We start from the raw sequence: 25,810 nt of genomic DNA, 5'->3' as shown, positions 1-25,810 counted from the left end.
GCGAGCCTACCCGTCAGCCCAAGCATGCGTCCCGCGTGGCCATCCGGGGTAAGCACCTACGGGTAGGGATGCGCCGAATCGCCCTCGAGGCGGAGGGCGTCGGTGGATGTCGCTTCGTACGGTGGATACAGACGCGGCGGACAGCCGCAGAGTTGGGAGACGACGACCATGAGTCGCAAACTGGTACGACCCCGGGACCACCGGATGATCGCCGGAGTCTGCGCCGGGCTGGCCCGCCGCTTCGGCCTCTCCACCGGCCTGGTCCGGCTCCTCTTCGTGCTCTCCGTGATCCTTCCCGGCCCGCAGGTGCTGCTCTACATCGCGCTGTGGATCATCATGCCGAACGAGAACGCCCAGCAGGCGTACGTCGCCTAGCAGACGCCGATCGGGGCCGTACCCGGCTGGGTACGGCCCCGATCTGGTCCTGCCGTGGTGCCTCGGCGCGGGTCAGCGCCGGATCGCCACCACCACGTTCTGCGGCAGCTCGACGATGGTCCAGTCCGAGGTCGAGAACTGGTCCGGGGTGAAGCGCAGGTTGCGCCACGCCCAGCCGTCCGGCTGCTCGCTCAGCACGAAGAGCTGGATCGGTCCGAACTCGCCGACGTCCGCCGCCTTGGCCGCGAAGGCCACCGGGTCACGAGTGGCGGCCAGCTTCTGCACCTCGGCCAACCGGTCGTCCCACCGCGACAGCGTGCTGCCGGCGGTCCGGTCGTTGTCCATGAAGCCGGGCCAGGGCAGGAACGAGAAGACCCGGTCGTCGGTGGCGAGCGTGATCGGCTGCGCCTTCGGCCCGAGTTCCCGTTCGACCGCCTGCTCCACCTCGGTGATCGGGAAGCCGGGGCGGCGGCCCTCCTTCGGCGCGTACGTCGGGTAGCCCCCGCCGGGCAGCGGTTCGCTGTGCGCCATGATCGCGTACTTGCTGCCGCTCTCCGGCATCCAGGTGCTGGTGAAGCCGGTCGCGGTCCAGGCGAGCACGACCGCGAGCAGTGCGGCACCGGCGAGCCGGGGCGGGGTGAGCCGCAACCGGCGCAGCACGATCGGGGTGAGGTGCGCGATCACGAGGATGCCGGCGATGGTGAACAGCACCCCGTACAGGCGGGCGGTGTAGTGCATGAACCCGGTGTGCTGGGTCAGCACGTACCGGATCATCGACAGCACCCGGTAGCCGTACGCCGAGATGATCAGCAACAGCAGCGGCCGGGCCCACCAGACCGAGCGCCACAACCACACCAGGCCGACCAGCCCGACCAGTTGCAGCAGCCCGATCGGGTTGACGTTCAGGAACGGGAACAGGTCGGAGTTCAGCGAACTGGAGACGTACAGGTCGGAGATCGACTGTCCGCCCTTGGTGAGGCTGGCCCAGCCGAACGGCACGATGTACCAGGACGCGACCACGAACGAGACCAGCACGATCAGGCCCAGTCGGCGCAGGTACGCCCACCGGTCCGGCTCGCTCCGCCAGGCGATCACGATCAGGGTGACCATGCCGATCGCCCCGTAGACCATCCACGCCTGATAGGTGATCACGATGAACCCGCCGAGGATGCCGGCCGGCAGCCAGTGCATCCGCCGCCGGGCCGGGCGGGCGAAGACCTCCAACGCCCACGGTACGAAGACCGCCAGCGTCAGTACCTCGAACGCCTTGCGCGGGTCCGACCAGGTGATCAGCGTCAGGCCGGAGATGGCCATGGCCACCCAGGGCCCGACCAGCCGGCGCCAGAGCAGGAACGCGGCGAGCACCGCGAGGGAGCTGAACAGCACCTCGGCGTCGGCGAGCAGGCGCCAGGCCGGCTCGTCGAGCACGACCGAGGCGCGCCCGACCAGCCAGGCGTAGAACGGCGGATACTCCGACGGCAGCCCGTGGACCAGGGTGTCGCTGGAGGCGATGGTGGTGGTGTACCGCTCCGCCGACGCCGACATCCGGCCCATGTCGCCGACCAGACCGGCGAAGCCGAACGGGGTGCCGTTGAGGGCCGAGCGCAGCATCAGCACGGTCCAGGCCGCAGCGAGACCGGCCGCCATGCCGGCCACCGCGTCACCGGACCAGCGCAATGCCAGTACGAACAACCCGATGATCAGTACGAACGCCGCCGCGAGCGGGATGGTGGACGCACCCACCGAGAACGGGTCCCGGTCGATCAACCGGGGGATCAGGATCGCGACCGGGGTCGCCACCAGCCAGGTCAGTACGGCAACCGTGCCGCCGTTGCCCAGCCAGCCCGGCACCCGCCGACCCGTGCCCGCCGGTGCATCGGCAGTGGCCGTGGCGGAAGTGTCCGTGACAGCGCCGGCAGTGGCGCTCCCGGTCGGCTCGACGGCCGCCGTCGACTCGGCCGTGTTGCGGTCTTCGGTTGACACATTCGCCTCGGGTGACTCGTCGGCCGGGTCCGGCCGACCGGGGCCGGCCGGTTTGGCCGGCCCGTCGGGCGTGGTCTGCAGCGTCACGGCGTACTCAGCTGCGGGCCGACGCGAGGTCGCTGTCGCTGTGTGCGTCGTCGACCGGGAGGCTGGCGGCCGGCGCGCTCGGGCTGACCCGGCGCAGGTTGAGCAGGCTGGCGAAGAGGCCGGAGAAGAGCACCGTCACGCCCAGGCCGATCACCGTGGACGAGGGAAGCACCACGCGCAGGGTCTCGGCGAGGTTCTGCTCGCCGAAGCCGCTGGCTCCCCAGGCGGTGACCGCGAGGATCGATCCGGCCAGCCCGAGCAGGATCAGGAACAGCCCGGCCGCGGTGCAGGTCTCGAACCGCACCCACTTGCCCCACCAGGCCACCTGGTCCTGGTTGGTGATCCCTTCGGTGTGTCCGTAGAGCAGCGCGAAGACGCCGAACAGCAATAGTTGCGCACCGGTCAGCACGGCCAGGCAGGTGTAGACCATGGTGCTGATGTCGAAGCCGACCCCGGCCACCTGCAACGGCCCGAAGGAGAGCGTCGCGGTGCCGAGCAGGCCGAGCACGAAGAGCACCAGCCCCGGCCAGATCAGCGTCTTGCGCGGTGCGAAGACCAGCAGGAAGCGCAGGTGACGCCAGCCGTCCCGCCAGGTACGCAGGTGCGGCGGGCGGCTCCGGCCGTCCTTCTGGAGCGTGGTCGGCACCTCGACGATGTCGTACTTGTTGAGCGCGGCGCGGACCACGAGTTCGGAGGCGAACTCCATGCCCGGCATGCAGAGCTGCAGGTCACGGATGCGGTCCCGGTTGAAGCCCCGGATGCCGCAGTGGAAGTCGCCGACGTTGCGCAGGCCGAACAGCCGCCGCCCCAGCCAGGACAGCACCGGGTTGCCCAGGTAGCGGTGCAGCGGCGGCATCGCACCCTTGGCGATGCCGCCGCGGAACCGGTTGCCCATGACCAGGTCGTGCCCGGCACGGAGTTCGCGGATGAACGGCTCAAGACCGGACAGATCGTATGAATCGTCCGCGTCGCCCATGATGATGTACTTGCCACGGGCCTGCTCGATGCCGTTGAGCAGGGCGCCGCCGTACCCACGGATCGGCGCGTGAGACACCCGCGCCCCCGCCCGGGTGGCGATCTCCTGCGAGCCGTCGGTGGACCCGTTGTCGCTGACCAGCACCTCGCCGACCACGCCGAGTTCGGCGAGAGCCCGGACAGCTTTGGTGACGCAGATCTCCAACGTCTCTGCCTCATTCAGGCAGGGCAGCAGGACGGTAACCTCGATCTCGTCTCCGGCAACAGAAAGTGCCACAGGCGTTTCTCCCGATTCGATTTCTCGGTGTGTCGATTGACGAGGGGCCAGCGGCGAGGGCAGCGCGGTGCTCCGTCGGCCGCCTTCTCAAGACGCCGCTGGATCCTACCGCCACATCCCGCCCCGGTTGATACGCCACCAGGGGACGCTAGGAGAATACCTGGCATACCTGGCTGACCTGCGATGACACCGAGTCATCGAGCTCCTACGCTCAGGGAGCGGTATAGGTGACGGTCACCTTCTCGTAGCCGAGCGAGCGCAGCAGTCCTTCGAGCATTTTCCGGGTGTTCTCCTGGGCCCGGTCACCAAGTCCGCTGTCCCGGGCCGCGGCGGCGATGCTCTCCTCCGCCTTCTGGTAGACCTCCCGCTGCCGGTTCGGATCGCCACCGAAGACCTCGCCGAGCCGGTTGAGCAGACCGCGATCTTCCGCGAATACGTAGCTCTTCTCCAGATCGAGATTGGTCTCGCCGAGTTGCGGCGCGGGCAACCGGATCTCCACCGACTTCCGGTCGGCGGATTCGATCACCCCACCCTCGCCAATCTTCCCAAAGTCGACATATGACTCAACGGATCCCGCTCCGACAAAAAGGGTGCGTTCGTTGAGCAGGAAGTCCGGCACGTACTTGCGGTCCTGCTGGAGGTCGATGACCACCTGGAAGTTGCCCTCTGCGGCCACGTAACGGCTCAGGTCCTGGATCGACTTCAGCAACGGTGGCTGGCTGCGATCGGTCGTCTCCTGCGCGAACGGGTTCCGCCAGGTCGGCCACAACCCGGTCGCCCGTACGCCGAGGACCAGCACCAGCACCACGGCGAGCGCACCGGCCAGCCAGAACAGTCCGCGCCCCCGCGTCGGCGCGGTGGTGATCACCGGCTCCGGCTGGGTGGGATCCGTCCCGTGGTCGTGATCCACCGGGTGATCGACATCCTCGGCGTCGGCGGCCCAGCGCCGATCCGGGGCCGGTGCGGCCGGGGCTGCCTTGCCCTGCGCCGCCGGTGCCTTGCCCTGCGCGTACTCCGGGTATTCCCGGGTGGGCTCGTTGACATCTCCGCTACGGGACATCTGCCCTCACCGTCCTCATCAGACCGTTTGCCTGGTACAAACGGTACGGGTCGGGTACGACAACACGACCACTGCCGTGGATGTACCCGATCGGACGGTCAGTTGAACGCGGCGATGCCGGTCAACCGCTGACCGATCACCAGCTGGTGGATCTCCGAGGTGCCCTCGTAGGTCAACACGGTTTCCAGGTTGCTGGCGTGGCGCAGCACCGGATACTCGCCGCTGATCCCGTTCGCGCCCAGGATCGTCCGGCACTGCCTGGCGATGGCCAGCGCCTCCCGTACGTTGTTCAGCTTGCCGACGCTGACCTGGTCCGGGCGCAGCACACCGTTGTCGGCAAGCCGACCCAGGTGCAGCGCGAGCAGGTAGCCCTTCTGCAACTCGACCGCCATGTCGGCCAGCTTCGCCTGGGTGAGCTGGAAACCGGCGATCGGCCGGCCGAACTGGGTCCGGTTGACCGCGTAGTCCAGCGCGACCTGCAGGCAGTCCCGGGCCGCGCCGAGCGCACCCCAGACGATGCCGAACCGCGCCTCGGTCAGGCAGGACAGCGGCGCCTTCAGCCCGGTCGCCCCGGGCAACTGGGCCGCTGCCGGCAGCCTTACCCCGTCGAGCACGAGTTCACCCGTGGAGGAGGCGCGCAGCGACATCTTGTGCCGGATCTCGCGGGCGGTCACCCCGGCGCTGTCCAGCGGTACGACAAAACCGCGTACGCCGTCGTCGGTCCGGGCCCAGACCACCGCCAGGTCGGCCAGCGGGGCGTTGGTGATCCACATCTTGGTGCCGGTCAACACCCAGTCGGTGCCGTCGCGGCGGGCCCGGGTCGCCATCGAGGCCGGATCCGAGCCGTGGTCGGGTTCGGTCAGCCCGAAGCAGCCGATCGTCTCGCCCGTCGCCATCGTGGGCAGCCAGGACTGCTTCTGCTCCTCGCTGCCGTAGCGCCAGATCGCGTACATGGCGAGCGAGCCCTGCACCGACACCAGGGACCGCAGCCCGGAATCACCCGCCTCAAGCTCCAGGCAGGCCAGCCCGTACGCGACCGCCGAGGCCCCGGCGCAGCCGTAACCGGTCAGGTGCATGCCGAGCAGGCCCACCTTGCCGAACTCGACCGCCAGCTCGCGGATCGGTGCCTCGCCGGACTCGTACCACCCGGCGACGTGTGGGCGGACCCGGTCGTCGACCAGCTGGCGTACGACCGAACGGATCTGCCGCTCCTCCTCGGACAGCAGCGCGTCCAGGTCGAGCAGGTCCAGGGGCGAGGCGGGCGTGCTCACTGCGTCGCCCCGAGCACGAGCACCCGGGCGTGGATCTGGTTGCGCTGCTGCAACGCCGCGCGCAGCGCCCGGTGCAGGCCGTCCTCCAGGTAGAGGCCGTTGTTCCACTGCACGACGTGCGGGAACAGATCGCCGTAGAAGGTGGAGTCCTCGGCGAGCAGCTTGTCCAGAGCCAGCTCCCGCTTGGTGGTGATGAGCTGGTCGAGCCGGATCGGACGCGGCGGGATCTCCGCCCACTGCTTCAGGGTGAACTCGTGGTCCGGGTAGGGACGTCCGTCCCGAACCGCTTTGAAGATCACGACGGTACGCTCCCCTCCCCGTGGCCGAGCCGGCCCTGCCATTTGACCGTGCCAGTCTGACCGTGCCTCACCACGCCCGGTGACACCGGCACCAAACCGAAGGCCGGTGTCAGCCTAGCGACCGACAACGACATTGCGGTTTGTTCCCGGATGTCGATTTCGTTACTGCCTGCCCGGCAACTGCCGGCCAACCGGTCAACTCCATTGACCGCGATGCACGACCTGTTCGACCGGGCGGCGTCCCCGATCCAACGACGGCGACCGATGGTCCGCGGCGCGATAACCGATGGTGATCGCCCCGATGGGAACAAATTCCTCCGGTACGCCGAACGCCTCCCGGTACGACAGAAGCCGCTCCGGCGGGATGCCGAAGAAACACGCGCCGAGCCCTTCGTCAACTGCGGTGAGCAGCATCAGGAGTGCGGCGAACCCGGTGTCGACATACCAGTACGGCACCGGCCACCGGCTCTCGTCCCGATCGGCCCAGCCCTTGTCCGGCTCGGCGTACCGGTCCAGGTAGGCGGAGCGGTTGGCGTGCGGCACCACGATCAGCGGCGCCCGCCGCATCCCTTCCAGCCACCGCCCCCGACCCGACCGCTCCGGGGTCGCCGAGGCCCAGAACCGCTCCCGGTCCGGGGCGTCCTCCAGCACCAGGAAGCCCCAGCCCTGGGAGAACCCGGCCGACGGTGCCCGTACCGCGTGGTCGAGCAGCCGGTCGACCACCTCCGGCGGGACCGGCCGGTCCGGGTCGTAGTTGCGCACCATCCGCCGTCGCCGTACGACCTGCGCGAAATCCATCCGACCGACCCAGTGCCTATTCGGCGCCGGGGCGGATGCCCCAGCTCGCCCGCCAGGTCGCGCCGGGAGCCAGCACGATCACGTCCCGGCCGGACCGGAACGCGTCCGGCGGGCAGGTCATCGGCTCCACCGCTACCGAGCGCCGGTAGCGGTCCCCGACCAGGGTGTCGCCGGTGAACACCTGCCACCAGCCGAACGCCGGGTCGGCCCAGATGCTGACCGCGGGCTCACCGGCCGGGCCGGCGAGCGTCACGCTGGAGCCGTCCGGTCCCTGGTCGATGTCGCCGAAGGTGACGTCGAGCACCGCCTCGCCGATCCGCTGGGGCTCGGTGAAGTCGTACTCGCTGCCGGTCACCTTCACCGCGCCGATCGGCAGCATCCGACCGTCGGCCAGCAGCCGGCTGCGCCCCGGCACCCGCAGCCGCACCTCGTCGACCGGCACCCCCGGCAGCCGGAAGTACGGATGCACGGAGATCCCGAACGGGCACTCCTGCGCGCCCAGGTTGGTCACCTCGTGCTCGGCGCGCAACCCGTCCGGGCCGATCGACCACCGGGTGCTCAGCCGCAGCGGCCACGGGTAGCCGATCTGGGGCGGCAGCTCACAGGCGACCGTGATCGCGTCCGGGGCCTGCTCGACCAGGTGCCAGGGCAGCCAGTTGACCAGTCCGTGGATCGCCGTGTGCTTGTCCGGCTCGGTCAGCGAGAGCTGGTACGCCCGCCCGCCGAAGCTGTACCGGCCGTCCCGGATCCGGTTCGGCCACGGGGCGAGCACCTGCCCGGCACTGCCCGGCGAGACCTCGTCGTCGGCGTACCCGTCGAGGTAGTCCACCCCGCCGACCCGGTAGGCGCGCAGTCCGCCGCCCACCTCCACCACGACGGCCTGCTGGTCGCCACCCGTGATCGTCCACTGTGTTCCGGACAGCGGGCGGGGCCCGGTCTCGACGTTGTCCATGCCGGGACGATATCGGTTGTCCCCGGCCACCGCCCGGTCACCCGCCAACCCGGCCACCAGCGGGTCAGTCCGCCGGGGTGGCCGGAGCCCGGTAGCGCAGCAGGGCCGGGAAGGCGAGCGCGAGCAGCGGGGCCAGCACGACAACCGCCAGCCCACCGCCGACCCAGGCGAAGCCGACCCCGAGCGAGGAGGCCATCAACCCGGCCCGCAGGTCGCCGAGCCGGGGCCCACCGGCCACCACGGTGATGTTGACACCCTGCAACCGGCCGCGCATCCGATCCGGTACGTAGACCTGCAACATCGACTGCCGGAACACCGAGCTGACCAGGTCGGCGGCGCCGGCCAGGGCGAGCAGGCCGACCACCAGCCAGAGCTGGTGCGCCAGACCGGCCAGCGCGATGCTGATCCCCCAGCCGACCACCGCGACCACCAGGGCCAGGCCCTGGCGCTGGATCCGCCCGATCCAGCCCGAGGTGAGCCCGCCGAGCACCGAACCGATGGCGATCGCGCTGTAGAGCAGGCCGATCGCCGCACCGCCGCCGAACCGTTCCTCCGCGACCTCGGGGAAGAGGCTGCGGGGCATGGCCAGGACCATCGCGATCAGGTCGATGGCGAAGGAGAGCAGCAACAGCGGCGTGGTGGCCAGGTAGTGGAAGCCGTCCGCGATGGTGCGCAGACCGGACCGGCGGGCGGCCGGCGCGGCGTCACCCTCCGTCGCGTCCTCGACCAGTGGCGCCAGCGAGGGCAGCCGGTAGGTGGCCCAGAGCGAGACGGTGAACAGCACCGCGTCCACCCCGTACGCCAGCGGCAGGCCGGTCGCGGGGGCCCAGGCGGAGAAGATCAGGCCGGCGGTGAGCGGGCCGGCCACCCCGGCGGCCTGCGAGGTGGTGAAACCGAGGGTCAGCGCGGCCGGCACCAGCGGGGTCGGCACCAGCCGGGTGATGATCGCCTGGCGGGCCGGCGAGCTGATCCCGAACGCGGCCGACTGGACCGCGACCAGGGCGAGCAGCAGCACCGGGCTGCCCACCCGGAACACCGCCTGGAGCAACAGGCCGAGCGTGGTGAGCCAAAGCAGGGTGGTGCTGATCAGCAGCAGCTTGCGCCGGTCGACCAGGTCGGCGACGGCTCCGCCCCAGATGCCGAAGATCACCAACGGCACCAGGGTGGCGAGCCCGAGCAGGCCGACCCAGAACGAGTCGCGGGTCAGGCTGTACATCTCCACCGGTACGGCGACCGCGGTGAACTGCATGCCGTACATCGACACGCCGTTGCCGATCCACAACCGGCGGTACGCGGGCACCCGGAGCGGGCGTACGTCGATCGCCCACCGCGACGGTGTCTTCTCGCTCTTGCCTGCCGCGAGCGTTTGCTTGTCTGCTGCGAGTTTCCGGTCTTCGAGGCTCTGCTGACCGCTTTGCGGGTCTTCGACGAGCTGCCCGGAGTCCTGCGCGGAGCCCGGTTCGGAACTCATGGTGCCAGTCGTTCGATGATCCACCCCTGTTCGTCGCCTCGACGGTAGCGCAGCCGATCGTGCAGCCTGCTGGTCCGTCCCTGCCAGAACTCCACCGTCTCCGGCAGCACCCGCAGCCCGCCCCAGTTCGGCGGCGGCGGAATCGGGTCATCGTCGCCGAACCGGTCCACAACCGCCCGGTAGCTGGCGTCGAGCGTCTCCCGGTCGGGGAGAACCTGCGACTGTGGGCTGGCCCACGCGCCGAGCCGGGAACCGCGCGGTCGGCTGCCGAAGTACGCCTCGGTCTCGGCCCGGTCCACCGGCTCCACCGCCCCGCAGACCACCACCTGCCGTTGCATCGGAAACCACGGGAAAACCAGGCTCGCGTACGGGTTCGCGAACGCTTCGACGCCCTTGCGCGACCCGTAGTTGGTGAAGAACACCAAGCCCCGCTCGTCGTACCCCTTGAGCAGTACGGTCCTTCCGCTCGGCCGGCCGGCGGCATCCGCGGTGGCGACCATCATCGCGTTCGGCTCGGGCAGGCCGGCGGCGACCGCGTCGAGGAACCAGCGGTCGAACTGGGTGTACCAGTCCGGTGCCAGATCAGCGCGGTGCAGGCCGCGTTCGCCGGAATAATCGCGGCGAATAGCCGCTGGTCGTACTGTGTCTCCCGTCACGCCGCCATCTTGCTGCACCCGCTTCGACCTGCGCGAACCGGCACCGGCCAGGTAATTTGCCAGCAGTCGATGGATCGGTGCCGGGTGCCCGGCCGCGAGTGTGTTGTGCGTAGCACAACCCGTTCGGGTCGCAAAGTTAGTTACTCACCAGGCAAGATGGCACGAAATACATCCCTGAGGGTCGCCTAAGGAGCTCCGGGTTACGCCGATGAGCCCCGGGTGTACGGACGATGCAGATCCAGGAGAGCGAAATGTCCGACTTCAAGCCGGGGCTGGAAGGCGTGATCGCCTTCGAAACCGAGATTGCCGAGCCCGACAAAGAGGGTGGCTCGCTGCGCTATCGAGGCGTTGACATCGAGGATCTGATCGGACAGGTCTCCTTCGGCAACGTGTGGGCGTTGCTGGTGGACGGCCGGTTCGGCCCCGGCCTGCCGCCGGCCGAGCCGTTCCCGGTGCCGGTGCACTCCGGCGACATCCGCGTGGACGTGCAGTCCGCGGTCGCGATGCTCGCCCCGTACTGGGGTCTCGACCAACTGCTGGACATCAACGACGAGCAGGTACGCGAGGACCTCGCCCGGGTCTCCGTCACCGCCCTGTCCTTCGTCGCCCAGTCCGCCCGTGGCCTGGGCCTGCCGGCCGTGCCGCAGAAGGAGATCGACAAGGCCCAGACGATCGTCGAGCGGTTCATGAAGCGCTGGCGCGGCGAGCCGGACCCGCGGCACGTCAAGGCGGTCGACGCGTACTTCATCTCCGCCGCCGAGCACGGCCTGAACGCCTCCACCTTCACCGCCCGGATCGTCGCCTCCACCGGTGCCGACGCCGCGGCCTGCATCTCCTCCGGCATCGGGGCGCTGTCCGGCCCGCTGCACGGCGGTGCGCCGTCACGGGTGCTGCACATGATCGAGGCGGTGGAGCGCAGCGGCGACGCCGAGGGGTACGTCAAGGGCGTACTCGACCGGGGCGAGCGGCTGATGGGCTTCGGGCACCGGATCTACCGCGCCGAGGACCCGCGGGCGCGCGTGCTGCGGCGTACCGCCAAGGAACTGGGCGCGCCGCGCTTCGAGATCGCCGAGGCGCTGGAGAAGGCCGCTCTGGCCGAGTTGCAGGCCCGCAAGCCGGACCGGGTGCTCGCCACCAACGTCGAGTTCTGGTCCGCGGTCGTGCTCGACTTCGCCGAGGTGCCGGCGCACATGTTCACCTCGATGTTCACCTGCGCCCGGATGGGCGGCTGGAGCGCGCACATCCTGGAGCAGAAGAAGCTCGGCCGGCTGGTCCGGCCGGCCGCCCGCTACATCGGTCCGGGCACCCGCAAGCCGGCCGACGTCGAGGGCTGGGACGCGGTCGTACACAACGTGTGATCCCGACCATGCTGGTGGCCCATCCGACTCCGGTCGGGTGGGCCACCGCCGTTTCGTCCGCCGAATCTCGGGCGACGGACGGCTCGGGGTTGTGGCGGACGACTCACCGGGGCGGTGGGACTGCGCCGGGTCAGGGGCGCCGGTAGTGCGAGGATGGGTGCTCGGCAGCGTCGCCGGACATCCATGGATCCGGCTCGCGGCGCTCCGTTGCCCGTGCGGCCGGAGCCCTCGCCTCCCAGGTCCCGGGCCGCGCCGGCCCCATCGGAAGGATCGTCGATAACCGTGGCTGACCCATCGACCATCAGGATCCCCGACGAGTTGAAACCCGCCGACGGCCGCTTCGGCGCCGGCCCGTCCAAGATCCGTCCGGCGGCCGTCTCGGCACTCGCCGACGTGGCGACGACGTTCCTCGGCACCTCCCACCGGCAACGGACCGTACGCGACCAGGTCGCCCGGCTGCGCCAGGGCCTCGCCGACTTCTTCTCCCTGCCCGAGGGATACGAGGTGATCCTCAGCAACGGCGGCACCACCGCCTTCTGGGACGTCGCCACCTTCGGTCTGGTCCGCGACCGGGCCCAGTTCGCCAACTTCGGCGAGTTCGGCGCCAAGTTCGCCAAGGCCGTCGACGACGCACCGTTCCTCGGTACGCCGACCGTACGCAAGGCCGAGGCCGGCTCCGCCACGGCACTGGTCGCCGAGGCCGGTGTGGACGTCTACGCCATCCCGCAGAACGAGACCTCGACCGGCGTGGCGGTCCCGGTCCGCCGGGTGGCCGGCGCCGACCCGGACTCGCTGCTGCTGGTCGACGCGACCTCCGGCGCGGGCGGGCTCGACGTGGACGTACGGGAGAGCGACGTCTACTACTTCGCCCCGCAGAAGTGCTTCGCCTCCGACGCTGGCATCTGGATCGCGCTGATGTCCCCGGCCGCGCTGGCCCGGGCGACCGAGATCAAGGAGTCCGGGCGCTACATCCCGGCCTTCCTCGACCTGGTCACCGCGATCGACAACTCCCGGCTGGAGCAGACCTACAACACCCCGGCGCTGGCGACCATCTTCCTGGCCGCGGAACAGACCGACTGGATGAACAAGCAGGGCGGGCTGGCCTGGGCGGCCAAGCGCACCGCCGAGAGCGCCTCGATCGTGTACGGCTGGGCCGAGCGCTCCGAGGTGGCGACCCCGTACGTGATCGACCCGGCGCTGCGCTCCAACGTGGTCGCCACCATCGACTTCGCCGACCAGGTGGACGCCGCCGCGATCGCCAAGGTGTTGCGGGCCAACGGGATCCTGGACACCGAGCCGTACCGCAAGCTGGGCCGCAACCAGTTGCGGATCGCGCTCTACCCGGCGGTGGAACCGGCCGACGTCGAGGCGCTGACCGCCTGCATCGACCACGTGATCGCCGCGCTCTGACACCGGTCCGACCCGCACCCACGGTCGCCCTAGCACGACCCGGAGTGCCCGGACGCGTACCCTGAGGACGCGTCCGGGGCACCCGGTCGGGCCCTCGGGTGTCGGATGCCCGGCTGCACCGGGGTGTTCATTGATCATTCGTGCAGCTCACCCACGACATGCGGGCGTGGCATCCCCCACGCGCGGGCGGACGGGCGTACCGTGTGTCGAGGACGCCCGGGTGGCTGGCTCGTGGCGTGGGCCGAGCAAGCGGGACGGAGGCAACGCGATGCGACCGGTACGCTTCGTCGCCCTCTCCGAGGACGGCCAGGCCTTGGTGCTCGCCGACGAGGTGGGCCGCCTGCTCGCGCTCCCCATCGACGAGCGGGTTGCCACGGTTCTGCACGCCGAACCGGGTGGCGCTCCTCTGACGGTGGTCTCCCCCGCCCAGGACCCGGTGGCCTCACTGTCGCCACGGGACATCCAGGCCCGGATCCGCGCTGGCGAGTCCGCCGAGGACGTCGCCCGGATCGCCGGTGTCCCGGTCGACCGGGTGCTGCGCTACGCCGGCCCGGTCCTGCAGGAGCGGGCCATGGTCGCCCAGCACGCACGGCGTACCCGGCTGAAGAACTCGGAGAAGAGCGTTCCGCTCGCCGAGGTGGTCGACGGCCGGCTGGCCCAGCACAGCATCGACACCGAGAAGATCTCCTGGGACGCCTACCGGCGCGACGACGGCACCTGGCGGATCATCGCCAGCTGGCCGTCCGGCAAGGCCACCGCGCAGGCCGTCTGGGACCTCGACAAGACCCGGCAGATGGTTTCGCCGCACGACGACATGGCGCAATACCTCTGCGCCGAGCGGCCGACGCCGATCCTCGGCCAGGAGCCGTCGCCGGAGCGGGGCGGACACGGGCTGCCCGGCCCGACTCGGGTCGAGCCGACCCGTGGTGGGCACGGTCTGCCGGCCGCCACCGGCGACCAGCACGCCCCCCGCCCGACCCGCGACCCGATCCGGGCCGGCCGGGACGCGCTGCTCGCCTCGCTCGACCGTCCACTCGGGTCGAGCGCCGGTCGGGGACTCGAACCGGTCTCCCCCGCGGCGCACACCAACTTCGAGCCGCCCCGGCCACGGCCGGTCGCCGGTGGTGCCGCGGCACTGCTCGGCGGGGGCCAGGGCTCGGCGTTCGACGACGACGCCGACCTGCCCAAGGAGGTTCCGGCCGTACCGTCGCTGGCGGTGCTCCGGCCTCGTCGGACCACCGCACCGGCGGCCACGAACGAGACCACCGACCAGTCCGGCAAGCCCCGCAAGCGGCTGCCGAGCTGGGACGACGTGCTGTTCGGCAGCGGTCCCGCGCAACGCGAGACCTCCTGACCCCACTCCCCTGCTCCGCGTCGATCTTCTTGATCGACATCTGAGGTCGGCGCGTGGCAGGGTGGGGAGATGGAATACACGACACTCGGCCGTACCGGCCTGTCCGTGAGCCGCCTCTGCCTGGGCACGATGAACTTCGGGCCCCAAACCAGCGAACCCGACAGCTTCGAGATCATGGATCGGGCGCTGGAGCACGGCATCAACTTCTTCGACACCGCGAACGTCTACGGTCAGCGGCTCGGCGAGGGCTACACCGAACAGATCATCGGCCGCTGGCTGGCCCAGGGCGACGGCCGGCGGGACAAGGTCGTACTGGCCACCAAGGTCTACGGCCGGATGGGTGACTGGCCCAACGAGCGCGGCCTCTCCGCCCGGCACATCATCCGCTCCTGCGAGGAGTCGCTGCGCCGACTCCAGACCGACTGGATCGACCTGCTCCAGATGCACCACGTGGACCGCGCCACCCCGTGGGAGGAGATCTGGCAGGCGATGGAGACCCTGGTCGCCCAGGGCAAGGTGCAGTACGTCGGCTCGTCGAACTTCGCCGGCTGGCACCTCGCCGCCGCCCAGGAATCCGCCGCCCGGCGGCACTTCCTCGGGCTGGTCTCCGAGCAGAGCATCTACAACCTGTTCACCCGCGCGGTCGAACTCGAGGTCATCCCCGCGGCCCAGCACTACGGCATCGGCATCATCCCCTGGTCGCCGTTGCAGGGCGGGCTGCTCAGCGGCGCGATCCGCAAGCTCGCCGACGGCGGGGCCGCGCGGTCCAAGGCCGAGCGGGTCACCGACGTGCTGGCCAAGCACCGTACGACCATCGAGGCGTACGAGAAGCTCTGCGCGGACCTGGGCAGCGACCCCGCCGACGTGGCGCTCGGCTGGCTGCTCTCCCGCCCCGGTGTGACCGCGCCGATCATCGGCCCACGTACCGTGCAGCAGCTCGACGCGAGCCTCGGCGCGCTGGAGGTCGACCTCTCCGAGGAGACGCTGGCTCGGCTGGACGAGCTGTTCCCGCCGATCGGCAACGGCGGCGCCGGCCCGGAAGCGTGGGCCTGGTAGCGGTTTCCACAGTGGCCGGGCCCCTACAGCGACCAGGCCGCCAGGCGCTCGTAGACCGGCCGGGGGCCGGGGTGGCTGCGTACCAACGCCATCTCGGTCACCGGCCAGGCCGGGCCGAGGTAACCGTCCAGCGCCGCCCGGTCCGCCTCGACGGACTCCGGGGAGAGCCCCTTTCCCGGTCGGGCCAGCGTGAGGTGCGGGACGTACGGCCGGGGGTCGGAGGGCAGCCCGACGGCGGCGAGTTCCCGTCGGCTGGCCAGGCTCACCGCGTACAGCGCGTCGACGTCTCCGCGCAACCCCACCCAGAGCACGGTGTCCGGCGCCACCCCGAACAGTCCTCCCCCACCCAACCGCAGCCGAGGTACGCCGACCACCTCCACCGAGCCGTCGGTGCCGGGCGGCGGTCGCCAGGTCCGGGCCGCCCGGTCCAGCGCCGAGCGCACCTCGGGTAGCCGGGTGTCGGCCACCTCGCCGACGAAGACCACGGTCAGGTGCAGGTTGTCCGGCGGGGTCAGCCGTACGTCGACGCCCGACGCGTGTGCCGTACCGACCCGCAGCCGGGTGAGTTCCCCGGTCAGGTCGGCCAGCGCCTCCGGCGACGGGTGGATCGCTACGAACAGGCGCACCGGCTCACCCCGCTCGTTTCCAACGCGCTCACGGCCGCGAGGGGCGGTCCGCGGTGGACAGGACCAGGCCGGCGGCCTGCAGTTCGCCCTCGACCCGGACCCGTTCGATCTCCCGGTCCAGTCCGTCGAGATCCGCCAGGTGTTCGGCCACCCCCAGGTAGCGACTGGCCACCCGCAACTGCTCGTCGTACGCCCGAAGCAGCTCGCCGTGCGCCGTCCGGGACCGGGGCGGCCGTCCCAGCCGCTGCCCGCCGAGCCGGCGAAGATCGGCGGCAACCTGCTCGATCGCGGGTCCGCCCGGCCGGTCCAACTCGGACGGGTCGAGGCGATGCGGCCCCGCCCCGGCTCGGAACGTCCGGTCCAGGCGGTCGAGTGCGCGCCGCTGCCGCCACCCGGTACGCCGGGCGACCGCCTCGGCCGCAAGCCAGGTGACCAGTTCGTCGGCGAAGAGGACCGCGGCGACCAGCGCCGGCAGGCAGACCAACGACAGGAGTGCCAGGGCCAGCACGAAAACCTGCACGACGGCCATCCTCCGACGCTAGGCCCCACGATCGGGGCACGCCACCGATTTGGAAAGTGAGCCGGGTCGCTACTGGGTAGCCGCGCCCAGCACCGCGCGGAAAGTGTCGGCCGCCCGGCGGTCACCGGTGCGACCGCGGCCAACCGCGCGTGGTCGGCCGCAAGACACTCCCGGATACCGCGACGCTTCCATCACCACAACCAATCAGACACCTACGACAGTTCCCACCACCATCGCGGCCACGAAGGGCCCCGCCCGGCTAAAATATGGGGCCCTTCCCTCGTCAGTTGGCGTCGGCGGGTACGACGTAGAAGCGGGGCAGCGGAGCGATCCGCAGCCGGAGGCGGGAGCCGTCGTGGCGCAGTTGCCAGAGCACCGCCAGCAGGGCGGCCGCCAGCGAGATGAGCCCGCCGATCCAGATGGCGGCGTTGGCACCGGCGTGCTCGGCGACCCAGCCGATCAGCGGCGCGCCGACCGGGTTGGTGCCGAGGAAGACCAGCACCCACAGGGCCATGACCCGGCCCCGGAAGGCGGCGTCGACGCCGAGCTGGACCCGCTGGTTCGACGCCTGGGCGAAGTAGACCATCAGGAAACCGGCCGGCACCAGCAGCACCAGGACCAGCCAGTACGTGGTCGCCACGCCGACCAATGTGCCGGCGATCGCGCAGGCCACCGCGGCACCGAGGACAACCCAGACCGACGGGCGGCTACGCCGCCCGCTGCCGGCCAGGGCGCCGCCGAGCGCGCCGACGGCCAGTGCCGTGGTGAACAGCCCGAACGAGGCCGCGCCGGTGTTGAAGACGGTCTTGGCGAGCGCGGCCAGGGTGATCTGGAAGTTGAACAGGGTCATCCCCATCACCGACATGAGCACCATCGGCAGCACCAGGTCGGGCCGGACCCGGACGTACCGGAGGCCGTCGATGACCTTGGCCGGGGCGCGTTCGTCCATCGGCGGCAGGGCTTCGCGGTGCAGTTCCTCGCCACGCATCCGGACCAGGCCGATCAGCGGTGCGAGCGCGCCGAAGACGCTGATCAGGAAGACCGGTCCGACGTCGAAGAGGGCGATCGCCACACCGGCGACGGCCGGGCCGATGATCCGGGCCGAGTTGAAGGTCGCGGCGGAGAGGGAGAGCGCGTTCGGCAGCAGCGGGGTGCCGACGAGTTCGGAGACGAAGGACTGGCGTACCGGCGTCTCGACCGCGTTCGCCGTACCGAGCAGGGCGGCGAAGACGAAGACGTGCCAGAGTTCGATCACTCCGGTGACCACCAGCAGGCTCATGCCGAGCGCCAGCACGCACCAGGCGGCGTTGGCGATGAAGAGCAGCAGGCGTTTGTCGTACCGGTCGGCCAGGCGGCCGGAGAAGAGCGTGAGCAGCAGTACGGGGGTGAACTGCAGCGCGGTGACCCAGCCGAGCGCGGTCGCCGAGTTGTCGGAGAGATTGAGTACGAGCCAGTCCTGCGCGGTGAACATCATCCACACGCCGATCAGCTTGGTGAGCTGACCGATCGCGAACAGCCGGTAGTTTCGAACCTGCAGGGACTGGAAGGTGGTACCTAGTTTTGCCCGCACTCGGGGTGCGCCTCCTCGGGTCGTACGCGTCATCCACAGCGGACGAAGCGGACCCGGTGAGCGGCGCCGATCAGGCGCGAGCCACCTTCTGCAGGATCGCCGCGGCGAGCCGCAGCGTTTCCCGTTCCTCCGGGGTCAGCTCGGCGAGCCGGTGGCCCAGCCACTCGTTGCGGGCCCGCTCGAAATCGGCGAACACCGCGCGGCCGGACTCGGTCGTCGAGAGAATGACCTGTCGTCCGTCGGTCGGGTGGGGAGTGCGGCGCACCAGGCCACGCTCCTCCAGCTTCGCGACGATCTTGGTCATCGTCGGTGGCTGCACCCGTTCGGTGTCGGCCAACTCACGCGGACTCAGCGCGCCCGCCAGCTCCAGGCTGGTCAGGGCGGACAACTGGGTCAGCGTCAGTTCACCGACCGGCCGGGACTGCCGGACCCGTCGATTGAGCCGGGTGATCGCATCGCGCAGCAGGCTTGCCAGCTGCGCAGGTGGCACGCGTTGCGCCATCACCGTCCGCTCCGTCACGATAGTTAGCTTAACTAATAAGCCTGGCTAACGACCACTGTTATGACCACGGTCACCGAACCCGCGAACGGGCGGGGGACCCGGTGACCACCAGTTTCCCCCGCCCGTGCCACGTACCCGCGAAGGGTCAGCCGATCAGCGTCTCGATCGGGCCACGCAGGAAGTACAGGACGAAGAGCACGGCCACGCCGTACAGCAGGGGGTGCACCTCGCGCGCCTTGCCCCGGGCCAGCTTCAGCACGACGAAGGTGATCACCCCCGCACCGATCCCGTTCGAGATCGAGTACGTGAACGGCATCAGCACGATGGTCAGGAAGGCCGGTACGGCGATCTCGTAGTCGGTCCAGTCGATGCTCCGTACGCCGGTCATCATCAGGAAGCCGACCACCACCAGCGCGGTCGAGGCGGCCTCGAACGGCACCACCACGACCAGCGGCGCCAGGAACATGGCCAGCAGGAACAGTGCGCCGGTGACCAGGTTCGCCACCCCGGTACGGGCACCCTCCGCCACCCCGGCCGCGCTCTCGATGTACGAGGTGTTGCTCGACGTGCTCGCCGCCCCGCCGGCCGCCGCCGCGATCGAGTCGACCAGCAGGATCTCCCGCGTACGCGGGGGCGTCTGGTTCTCGTCCAGCAGGTCACCCTCCTGGGCCACCGCCACCATCGTGCCCATGGTGTCGAAGAAGTCGGTGACCAGGAGCGTGAAGACGAACATCAGCGCGACCAGCCAGCCGGCGGTCGACCACGAGCCGAGCACGTTGAAGTTGCCCAGCAGGGACAGGTCGGGGGTGTCCAGCACGGTGCTTGGCAACTCCGGCACGTTGAGCGACCAACCCGAGGGGTTCGGCTTGCCGTCGACGAACGACGGGCCCACGTTGGCGATCGCCTCCACCACGATCGCCAGCACGGTCGAGGCGACGATGCCGATCAGGATCGCGCCCCGCACCTTGCGGACCACCAGCACCAGGGTGACCAGCAACCCGAGCACGAAGACCAGCGCCGGCCAGGTGACCAGCTTGCCGTTGATGCCCAGGCCGACCGGGACGGTGGTGCCGGCGGCGTCCGGGATCCGCCGGACGAACCCGGCGTCGACCAGCCCGATGATGGTCAGGAACAGGCCGATGCCCACCCCGATAGCGGTCTTGAGCTGGGTCGGCACCGAGTGGAACACGGCCGTACGCAACCCGGTCAGCACCAGGATCGCGATGATCACCCCCTCGATCACCACCAGACCCATCGCGTCGGCCCAGGTCATCTGCGGGGCGATCTCGTACGCGACCAGCGCGTTCACGCCGAGGCCGGCGGCCAGGGCGAGCGGGAACCGGCCGACCACCCCCATCAGGATCGTCATCACCCCGGCGACCAGGGCGGTGGCCGCGGCCAGGGCCGGGATGGCCAGTTTCTGCCCGTCGCCGTCGACCGCGTTGCCGAGGATCAACGGGTTGAGCACCACGATGTAGGCCATCGTGAAGAAGGTGGCGAGACCGCCCCGGATCTCGCGACTGATCGTCGAGCCACGGGCGGAGATTTCGAAGTACCGGTCGAAGCCGTTGGGTGGGGGTGTGGTCGCCGGCGGCGCGCCGGCTTCCGCGGAGGTGGTCGTCATATGGGTACCTCGCATGCAGCGATCAAGGGGGTTCGATCCGCGCATCGTCCCAGACGACCGGTTACCGGGAAAGTACGTTCCGGTTACGAAGTTCGATCCCTGCCCACGGGTACGCTGACCACGTGCCGGAGCAGCAGCAACCGCGGCCGGAGCCGCTCGACCCACCGATGGTCCCGTTCGCCGTCGGCGGCATCGTGATCTGGGCGTTGGTCGGGCTGGTCCTGCTGATCTTCTTCGACGACTGGCTGACCGAGCACGGTCACCGGGACTGGCTCTGGACCTGCCTGGCCGGTTTCCTGGTCGGCTTCCCCGGGCTGGCCGTGATGCTGCGGCACGACGCCAACCGCCGCCGCCGCAGGGCAGGCCAGCAGCGCTGAGCGCCGCCCGGTCCGGTCAGCTGTGGCCGTACGGCTCGGCCGGCTCCTCGCTGGCCACCGAACCCGCTGCCCGGCTCACCGAGACCGCCTCGACCTCGTTGTCGTCGTAGATCGTCGGCAGCTCGTCCACCGGCGTCTCGACCGTGTCGAGCATGGTCTCCGAATGCGCCCCGCAGCCGTGGTCGGCGCTGACCGCCCGGCCGTCGTCCGGGGCGTAGAAGTTGCCGCAGACGCCGAAGGCCTGGCGCATGGCACCGGCCAGGGGCAGGTAGAAGCCGCAGGTCCCGCAGCGGGCGGTGCGGGGAGCGGCGGCGGAGATCGGCGCGGCGGGACCGTGGTCGCCGTCGTACCAGCGCTGCGCGGTTTCCTCCCGGCCCTCCTTGGACATCACCCTGGACCGGCCGAGCCCGAGTTCCCAGACGGTCTCCTCGACCGCCGGGTCGTCGGAGAGGACGTAACCCGGCACCAGCCGGTCGTCGTCGGCCGTGGCCGGGAGCAGGTCGCCGACGCCCAGGTCGCCCGGCTGGAGCCGCTCCTGCCAGGGCAGCCAGCTCGGCGCAAGCAGGGCGTCCGGGCCGGGCAGCAGGACCGTCTCGCAGATCGTCACCTGCTTGCTACGCGACACCCGGGTGACGGTCACCGCCCAACGCCAACCCCGGTAGCCGTCGAGCAGACATTCGAAGAAATGGGTAACCAGGCGTTCACCCTCGGCAACCACCTCCAGGTGATCGCCGACATCGGTCGGCTCCACCTCGGTGATGCCGGCCCGCGCCACCTCGACGGCAGCGGCACAAACCTGGTCGAGACGGGCTGCACGAGCGCCGACGGTCCTGGTCACACGCTCATTCTTCCCTATCCCATCGGCCCGGCGGCAGGGACTCCCCGTACACGTTCTCGCGGCACATCCTCCGGGCGTGCGCCGGATGGGCGAGGATGGTGCACATGCCGCTGTTCAACCGCCCCAAGGGGTCGTTCCTCGGGCGTGCCCTCGGTAGGACCATCCGGGGCACCCGCGCGGTCCTGCGCGGGACATTCCGGGGCGGCGCCTGGATCACCCGAGGCGCCGGACGGGTACGGACCAAAGGCGCCGGCGGCGAAACCGGCATGGTGCGCCTGTTCGACCTGCACGCCGTCTCCTGTGCCGGCGACGTACTGATCACGATCGGGCTGGCCGGGACGATCTTCTTCAACGCGCCGCTCGGCGAGGCACGGGGCAAGGTCGCCCTCTACCTGCTGATCACCATGGTCCCGTTCGCGCTGCTCGCCCCCGTGGTCGGCCCGCTGCTCGACCACTTCCGGCACGGTCGCCGGTACGCGCTCGCCGCCACCATGCTCGGCCGCGCCTTCCTGGCCTGGTTGATCTCCGACTACATCCACGGCTTCGGGCTCTACCCGGCCGCGTTCGGCGTACTCGCCCTCTCCCGCGCGTACGGGGTGGCCCGGTCGGCCGCCGTACCCCGGCTGCTGCCCGCGGGGATCGGGCTGTCCCAGGCAGGAGCACGGGCCAGCGTCTACGGCACCATCGCCGGGGCCGTGGTGGCGCCGCTCGGCCTGGCCGCGTTCTGGCTCGGTCCACAGTGGCCGCTGCGGGTCGCCTCGGTGATCTTCCTGATCGGGATGGTGATCGCGCTCCGGCTGCCACCGCGCGCCGATTCCGAGCCGCCGGAGGCGGTGCCCAGGGCGTGGCGCGGCATCTGGCGGGGCAACGGCACCGGGGCGCTGAGCGGCGGTCCGGGAGGCCGGCTGGTGATCGGCACCCTGGTCGGCGGCGCCACCCTGCGCGGCCTGTACGGCTTCCTCCTGCTCTTCCTCGCCTTCGCGATCAAGAGCGGCGACGTGACCACCGTCGCCCTCGGGCGGACACTCTCCGACCAGGCCGCACTGGGTCTCGTGGGCGGGGCACTGGTGGTCGGCACCTTCCTGGCCACCGCGCTCGGCACCCGGCTGCGCATCCACCGGCCGACCGCTATCCAGTCCAGCGGTCTGGTCATCGTCGCCGCCCTGGCGGTGCTGGCCACGGTCGAATTCTCGCTGCTCACGGTCGCCCTGCTCTGCCTGGTCACCGCGCTGGTCAGCGGGGTCGCCAAGCTCGCCGTCGACGCCTCGATCCAGGAACGGATCCGGGAACGGTCGCGGGCGAGCGCGTTCGCCCACTCCGAGACCGCGCTGATGCTGGCCTTCGTGGCCGGCGGCGCGATCGGCCTGATCCCGTTCGACGGCCGGGTCGGCATCGCCGTGCTGAGCGGTCTCGCCACGCTCGCCGCCGTACGCGCAGTGGTGGTCACCGGCCGGCTGCGCGGGGAGCGGCTGCACGGCCGCGCCATCCCCGACGCCGAACAGGAAGCCGCCGAGGAACAGGCCGCCGCCGAGCAGCGGGCCGCCGAACAGCAGGCCCGGGACGAGGCCGAACGGCAGCGGGCCGCCGCCGTGGCGGAAGCCGACGACCGCCCGGGCGTCACCGAACCGGCGACGGCGGCTGCGGCACAGACCGCGAACTCGGGCGGGAGCGACCGGCCGCTGGCCCCGCCCGGCTACCACATCTACCGACCGTCGTCGGCCGTACCCGCACCGGGTTCCGGCGACGACGACGCGCGCCGACAACGTGAACCCCGGGAGCCGACCACATGAGCGCTGGACTGCTGATCGTCACCGCCGTGCCGGCCGAGGCGGAGGCGGTCCGGGCCGGCCTGTCCAGCACCACGGTGACCGTCGCGCCGGTCGGGGTCGGGCCGGCCGCCGCCGGTGCGGGCACCGCCCGGTTGCTCGCGCTGGCCGAGGCGGGCGGGCAGCCGTACCAGGCGGTGATCAGCGCCGGGATCGGTGGCGGCTTCCCGAACCGGGTGGCGCTCGGCACCATCGTGCTGGCCACCCGGAGCATCGCCGCCGACCTGGGCGCCGAATCGCCGGACGGTTTCCTCCCGCTCGACGAACTGGGCTTCGGACCGTCGTCGGCCCCCGCCGACCCGGCCCTGCTGGAACGGCTGCGCGAGGCGCTGCCGAGGGCCACCGTCGGCGCCGTGATCACCTGCAGCACCGTCACCGGTACGTCCGAGAGCGCCCGCGCGCTCGCCGCCCGCTACCCGGACGCGGTCGCCGAGGCGATGGAGGGGTACGGGGTGGCCACCGCCGCCGCCCAGGCCGGCGTCCCTTTCGCCGAGCTGCGGACCATCTCCAACCCGGTCGGCCCCCGGGACCGGGGTGCGTGGCGGATCACCGAGGCGTTCGAGGCGCTCCGCTCCGCAGCCGCTGCGCTGCACTGATCCACAGCGGGTTACCGTGGGGGACGTGGCACTCTCGCTGGCGTTCTCCCCCTGCCCCAACGACACCTTCGTCTTCCATGCCCTGGTGCACGGTCTGGTGCCGGGTGCACCACCGGTCGAGGTCACCTACGCCGACGTGGACGTCACCAACACCGCCGCCCAGCAGGGTGCGTACGACATCGTGAAGGTGAGTTACGCCGCACTGCCGTGGCTGCTCGACGACTACCAGTTGCTGCCGTGCGGCGGTGCACTGGGCCGGGGCTGCGGGCCGCTGGTGCTGACCCGGGGTGACCGGACCGACCTTGGCGGGGCGACCGTCGCGGTGCCCGGGGACCGGACCACGGCGTACCTGCTGTTCCGGCTCTGGGCGGCGGACCAGCGGCCGGCGAAGATCGAGGTGGTGCCGTTCCACGAGATCATGCCGGGGGTCGCCGCCGGTCGCTACGACGCCGGACTGGTCATCCACGAGGCTCGGTTCACGTACCACCGGCACGGGCTGACCGCGCTGGTCGACCTCGGTGAGTGGTGGGAGTCCGACACCGGCCTGCCGATCCCGCTCGGCGCCATCCTGGCCCGCCGCGGCACCGTCGATCCGGTGGCCGCGGCGGACTGGATCCGAGCGTCGGTGAAACAGGCCTGGGCCGACCCGGCCGCCACCCGCGAGTACGTGTTGGCGCACGCGCAGGAGATGGAACCGGACGTGGTCGACCAGCACATCGGGCTCTATGTGAACGAGTTCACCGCGGACCTCGGGCAGGACGGCTATCAGGCGATCGACGCCCTGCTCCGCCGGGCCGCGGCAGCCGGGTTGACCCCGGCGACCCCTCAGACTTCCAGTTCGCTGGCGACCGCGTGGACCAGCTGAGCGACGGTCTGCGCGGTCTTCTTGTCCGGGAACCGGCCGCGTCGCAGATCAGGCTGGATCTTCGCCTCCAGCACCTTGATCATGTCTTCGACCAGACCGTGCAGTTCCTCGGCGGGGCGGCGGCGGAGTTCCGCCATGGACGGCGGCGCGTCCAGCAGTTTCGCGGCGTGGGCCTGGGCGCCCTTGCGACTGTCCACCACGCCGAACTCGATCCGCTGACCCCCCTTGAGATCGGTGACGCCAGCGGGCAACGCACTCTTGGGTAGGAACACGTCGCCGCCCTCGTCACTGGTGACGAATCCATAACCCTTGGCCGCGTCGTACCACTTCACTCGACCCGTCGGCACCTGATTGACCTCGACTCCGTATGCGGCTGCTGACCTCACAAGGCTAGCCGCAACAGCCCCGCCAACGCCGCTGGGAATCCGGTGAGGTCGTCGAGGACCAGCTCCGCGCCGGCCGAGCGCAGCTCATCCACATCGCACGGCCCGGTGGCGACGCCGACCCCGGGGACCCCGGCGATCCGAGCGGCGGTCATGTCCGCGACGTGGTCACCGACGTAGATGCGCGCGTCGTGCTCCCGCAACGCGGTCGCCTTCTGTTCGGCGAACAGGTCGCCGGCCACCTCGTCCACGGGCAGCCCGAGGTGCTCCACGTGCAGCCGGGCCAACCGGCCGAGTTTGGAGGTGACAACCAACACACGCAGGCCGGCGTCGCGTACCGCGGCCAGCGTTTCGGCGGCGCCGGGCAGCAGCAGCGCCGGGCTGACCGCGTACGACGGGTAGAGCGAACGGAACGTCACCACCGCCGACTCGACCTGATCCGGCGCAAACCAGTGCGCCAGCTCGTGACGCAGCGGCGGGCCGAGCCGGCTGACCGCGAGGTCGGCATCGACGTGCACCCCGGTCCTGGCCGTCAGCTCGCGGTACGTGGCGGCGATACCGGGCCGGGAGTCGATCAAAGTCATGTCGAGGTCGAACCCGACCGAGGGGGTGGTCGCCATCCGACCATCGTCGCACGCCGACCGAGTCGAGGAGTCCAGCCGGCCGACCGAGGGGCGCCACTGCCACTCGGCCGGATAGCG

General features: G+C 70.8%; 26 protein-coding genes. 9 read left to right on the top strand and 17 right to left on the bottom strand.

Features of this window, described 5'->3' with window-relative positions; genetic code table 11:
* Positions 1–168: 168 nt before the first annotated feature.
* The gene (locus AB0J90_RS10635) at positions 169–375 is read left to right on the top strand and encodes a PspC domain-containing protein (protein ID WP_363594327.1); all 207 of its coding nucleotides are present in this window, start codon (positions 169–171) and stop codon (positions 373–375) included.
* A gap of 72 nt (positions 376–447) precedes the next feature.
* Here AB0J90_RS10635 and AB0J90_RS10630 read toward each other — a convergent pair whose 3' ends face one another.
* From AB0J90_RS10630 to pdxH, 9 genes are all read right to left on the bottom strand, one after another.
* Positions 448–2,445 carry an arabinofuranosyltransferase gene (locus tag AB0J90_RS10630; protein ID WP_363594325.1) on the bottom strand — a complete coding sequence of 666 codons (1,998 nt, stop codon included), beginning with the start codon at positions 2,443–2,445 and terminating at the stop codon, positions 448–450.
* 7 nt (positions 2,446–2,452) lie between these two features.
* Positions 2,453–3,697 (bottom strand): glycosyltransferase family 2 protein, encoded by a 1,245-nt coding sequence (locus AB0J90_RS10625; RefSeq protein WP_363594323.1) that lies wholly within the window; start codon positions 3,695–3,697, stop codon positions 2,453–2,455.
* A 211-nt stretch (positions 3,698–3,908) separates the two neighbouring features.
* Positions 3,909–4,757, bottom strand: coding sequence for a DUF4230 domain-containing protein (locus tag AB0J90_RS10620; RefSeq protein WP_363594321.1), 849 nt, complete (start codon positions 4,755–4,757; stop codon positions 3,909–3,911).
* Between the two features lie 98 nt (positions 4,758–4,855).
* On the bottom strand, positions 4,856–6,028 hold the full coding sequence (locus AB0J90_RS10615) for an acyl-CoA dehydrogenase family protein (protein ID WP_363594319.1): 1,173 nt from the start codon (positions 6,026–6,028) through the stop codon (positions 4,856–4,858).
* Positions 6,025–6,327, bottom strand: coding sequence for a type II toxin-antitoxin system VapB family antitoxin (locus AB0J90_RS10610; RefSeq protein WP_326561298.1), 303 nt, complete (start codon positions 6,325–6,327; stop codon positions 6,025–6,027). The genes AB0J90_RS10615 and AB0J90_RS10610 overlap by 4 nt, the downstream gene beginning before the upstream one ends.
* A gap of 195 nt (positions 6,328–6,522) precedes the next feature.
* A complete protein-coding gene (locus AB0J90_RS10605) occupies positions 6,523–7,125 on the bottom strand; it encodes a nitroreductase family protein (protein ID WP_363594317.1) in 603 nt (200 codons plus the stop codon).
* Between the two features lie 16 nt (positions 7,126–7,141).
* On the bottom strand, positions 7,142–8,077 hold the full coding sequence (locus tag AB0J90_RS10600) for an aldose 1-epimerase family protein (protein WP_363594315.1): 936 nt from the start codon (positions 8,075–8,077) through the stop codon (positions 7,142–7,144).
* A 64-nt stretch (positions 8,078–8,141) separates the two neighbouring features.
* The gene (locus AB0J90_RS10595) at positions 8,142–9,548 is read right to left on the bottom strand and encodes an MFS transporter (RefSeq protein ID WP_363594313.1); all 1,407 of its coding nucleotides are present in this window, start codon (positions 9,546–9,548) and stop codon (positions 8,142–8,144) included.
* Positions 9,545–10,204: a pyridoxamine 5'-phosphate oxidase gene (gene pdxH, locus AB0J90_RS10590; RefSeq protein WP_363594311.1), complete on the bottom strand. Its 660-nt coding sequence runs from the start codon at positions 10,202–10,204 to the stop codon at positions 9,545–9,547. The genes AB0J90_RS10595 and pdxH overlap by 4 nt, the downstream gene beginning before the upstream one ends.
* A 251-nt stretch (positions 10,205–10,455) precedes the next feature.
* Here pdxH and AB0J90_RS10585 point away from each other — a divergent pair, with 251 nt between their 5' ends.
* The 4 genes from AB0J90_RS10585 to AB0J90_RS10570 all read left to right on the top strand — a co-directional run bounded on the left by AB0J90_RS10585 (position 10,456) and on the right by AB0J90_RS10570 (position 15,382).
* Positions 10,456–11,562 (top strand): citrate synthase 2, encoded by a 1,107-nt coding sequence (locus tag AB0J90_RS10585; protein ID WP_363594309.1) that lies wholly within the window; start codon positions 10,456–10,458, stop codon positions 11,560–11,562.
* A gap of 282 nt (positions 11,563–11,844) precedes the next feature.
* A complete protein-coding gene (gene serC / locus AB0J90_RS10580) occupies positions 11,845–12,972 on the top strand; it encodes a phosphoserine transaminase (RefSeq protein WP_363594307.1) in 1,128 nt (375 codons plus the stop codon).
* A gap of 268 nt (positions 12,973–13,240) precedes the next feature.
* Positions 13,241–14,326 carry a septation protein SepH gene (gene sepH, locus AB0J90_RS10575; RefSeq protein WP_363594305.1) on the top strand — a complete coding sequence of 362 codons (1,086 nt, stop codon included), beginning with the start codon at positions 13,241–13,243 and terminating at the stop codon, positions 14,324–14,326.
* 69 nt (positions 14,327–14,395) lie between these two features.
* The gene (locus AB0J90_RS10570; protein WP_363594303.1) at positions 14,396–15,382 is read left to right on the top strand and encodes an aldo/keto reductase; all 987 of its coding nucleotides are present in this window, start codon (positions 14,396–14,398) and stop codon (positions 15,380–15,382) included.
* Positions 15,383–15,405: 23 nt separating this feature from the next.
* Here AB0J90_RS10570 and thpR read toward each other — a convergent pair whose 3' ends face one another.
* The 5 genes from thpR to AB0J90_RS10545 all read right to left on the bottom strand — a co-directional run bounded on the left by thpR (position 15,406) and on the right by AB0J90_RS10545 (position 20,224).
* Entirely contained in the window at positions 15,406–16,008 is a 603-nt protein-coding gene (gene thpR, locus AB0J90_RS10565) for an RNA 2',3'-cyclic phosphodiesterase (RefSeq protein ID WP_363594301.1), read from the bottom strand.
* Positions 16,009–16,036: 28 nt separating this feature from the next.
* On the bottom strand, positions 16,037–16,537 hold the full coding sequence (locus tag AB0J90_RS10560) for a hypothetical protein (protein ID WP_363594299.1): 501 nt from the start codon (positions 16,535–16,537) through the stop codon (positions 16,037–16,039).
* Positions 16,538–16,811: 274 nt separating this feature from the next.
* The gene (locus AB0J90_RS10555; RefSeq protein ID WP_363594297.1) at positions 16,812–18,098 is read right to left on the bottom strand and encodes an MFS transporter; all 1,287 of its coding nucleotides are present in this window, start codon (positions 18,096–18,098) and stop codon (positions 16,812–16,814) included.
* Between the two features lie 70 nt (positions 18,099–18,168).
* Positions 18,169–18,618: a MarR family transcriptional regulator gene (locus tag AB0J90_RS10550; RefSeq protein WP_326561311.1), complete on the bottom strand. Its 450-nt coding sequence runs from the start codon at positions 18,616–18,618 to the stop codon at positions 18,169–18,171.
* 127 nt (positions 18,619–18,745) lie between these two features.
* The gene (locus tag AB0J90_RS10545; protein ID WP_363594295.1) at positions 18,746–20,224 is read right to left on the bottom strand and encodes an NCS2 family permease; all 1,479 of its coding nucleotides are present in this window, start codon (positions 20,222–20,224) and stop codon (positions 18,746–18,748) included.
* A gap of 122 nt (positions 20,225–20,346) precedes the next feature.
* On the opposite strand from AB0J90_RS10545, the gene AB0J90_RS10540 reads away from it, so the two are divergent.
* Entirely contained in the window at positions 20,347–20,601 is a 255-nt protein-coding gene (locus AB0J90_RS10540; protein WP_363594293.1) for a DUF2530 domain-containing protein, read from the top strand.
* A 16-nt stretch (positions 20,602–20,617) separates the two neighbouring features.
* Here AB0J90_RS10540 and AB0J90_RS10535 read toward each other — a convergent pair whose 3' ends face one another.
* The gene (locus AB0J90_RS10535; protein WP_363594398.1) at positions 20,618–21,457 is read right to left on the bottom strand and encodes a DUF3027 domain-containing protein; all 840 of its coding nucleotides are present in this window, start codon (positions 21,455–21,457) and stop codon (positions 20,618–20,620) included.
* Positions 21,458–21,543: 86 nt separating this feature from the next.
* On the opposite strand from AB0J90_RS10535, the gene AB0J90_RS10530 reads away from it, so the two are divergent.
* From AB0J90_RS10530 to AB0J90_RS10520, 3 genes are read left to right on the top strand one after another with little or no spacing between them, the layout of a single operon-like run.
* A complete protein-coding gene (locus tag AB0J90_RS10530; protein WP_363594291.1) occupies positions 21,544–23,229 on the top strand; it encodes an MFS transporter in 1,686 nt (561 codons plus the stop codon).
* A complete protein-coding gene (locus tag AB0J90_RS10525) occupies positions 23,226–23,861 on the top strand; it encodes a futalosine hydrolase (RefSeq protein ID WP_363594289.1) in 636 nt (211 codons plus the stop codon). The genes AB0J90_RS10530 and AB0J90_RS10525 overlap by 4 nt, the downstream gene beginning before the upstream one ends.
* Before the next feature lie 25 nt (positions 23,862–23,886).
* Complete coding sequence (locus tag AB0J90_RS10520) at positions 23,887–24,726, top strand: 1,4-dihydroxy-6-naphthoate synthase (RefSeq protein ID WP_363594287.1); 840 nt, start codon at positions 23,887–23,889, stop codon at positions 24,724–24,726.
* On the opposite strand, the gene AB0J90_RS10515 is transcribed toward AB0J90_RS10520, so the two are convergent.
* Positions 24,687–25,073, bottom strand: coding sequence for a cold shock domain-containing protein (locus tag AB0J90_RS10515; RefSeq protein ID WP_326561317.1), 387 nt, complete (start codon positions 25,071–25,073; stop codon positions 24,687–24,689). The genes AB0J90_RS10520 and AB0J90_RS10515 overlap by 40 nt on opposite strands.
* A gap of 35 nt (positions 25,074–25,108) precedes the next feature.
* Positions 25,109–25,729: an HAD family hydrolase gene (locus AB0J90_RS10510; RefSeq protein WP_363594285.1), complete on the bottom strand. Its 621-nt coding sequence runs from the start codon at positions 25,727–25,729 to the stop codon at positions 25,109–25,111.
* Positions 25,730–25,810 lie beyond the last annotated feature (81 nt).

This window comes from Micromonospora sp. NPDC049523 (assembly GCF_040676775.1).
GTDB lineage: Bacteria > Actinomycetota > Actinomycetes > Mycobacteriales > Micromonosporaceae > Micromonospora_G.
This window is presented reverse-complemented; position numbering and strand designations above follow the sequence as displayed.

Bases quoted from the DNA above. Each gene is read 5' to 3' on its own strand.
- AB0J90_RS10545 (WP_363594295.1), bottom strand. From the start codon at position 20,224: ATGACGACCACCTCCGCGGAAGCCGGCGCGCCGCCGGCGACCACACCC.
- sepH (WP_363594305.1), top strand. From the start codon at position 13,241: ATGCGACCGGTACGCTTCGTCGCCCTCTCCGAGGACGGCCAGGCCTTG.
- AB0J90_RS10585 (WP_363594309.1), top strand. From the start codon at position 10,456: ATGTCCGACTTCAAGCCGGGGCTGGAAGGCGTGATCGCCTTCGAAACC.
- AB0J90_RS10560 (WP_363594299.1), bottom strand. From the start codon at position 16,537: ATGGCCGTCGTGCAGGTTTTCGTGCTGGCCCTGGCACTCCTGTCGTTG.
- AB0J90_RS10620 (WP_363594321.1), bottom strand. From the start codon at position 4,757: ATGTCCCGTAGCGGAGATGTCAACGAGCCCACCCGGGAATACCCGGAG.
- AB0J90_RS10605 (WP_363594317.1), bottom strand. From the start codon at position 7,125: ATGGATTTCGCGCAGGTCGTACGGCGACGGCGGATGGTGCGCAACTAC.
- AB0J90_RS10525 (WP_363594289.1), top strand. From the start codon at position 23,226: ATGAGCGCTGGACTGCTGATCGTCACCGCCGTGCCGGCCGAGGCGGAG.
- AB0J90_RS10595 (WP_363594313.1), bottom strand. From the start codon at position 9,548: ATGAGTTCCGAACCGGGCTCCGCGCAGGACTCCGGGCAGCTCGTCGAA.
- AB0J90_RS10510 (WP_363594285.1), bottom strand. From the start codon at position 25,729: ATGGCGACCACCCCCTCGGTCGGGTTCGACCTCGACATGACTTTGATC.
- AB0J90_RS10570 (WP_363594303.1), top strand. From the start codon at position 14,396: ATGGAATACACGACACTCGGCCGTACCGGCCTGTCCGTGAGCCGCCTC.
- AB0J90_RS10635 (WP_363594327.1), top strand. From the start codon at position 169: ATGAGTCGCAAACTGGTACGACCCCGGGACCACCGGATGATCGCCGGA.
- AB0J90_RS10600 (WP_363594315.1), bottom strand. From the start codon at position 8,077: ATGGACAACGTCGAGACCGGGCCCCGCCCGCTGTCCGGAACACAGTGG.
- AB0J90_RS10530 (WP_363594291.1), top strand. From the start codon at position 21,544: ATGCCGCTGTTCAACCGCCCCAAGGGGTCGTTCCTCGGGCGTGCCCTC.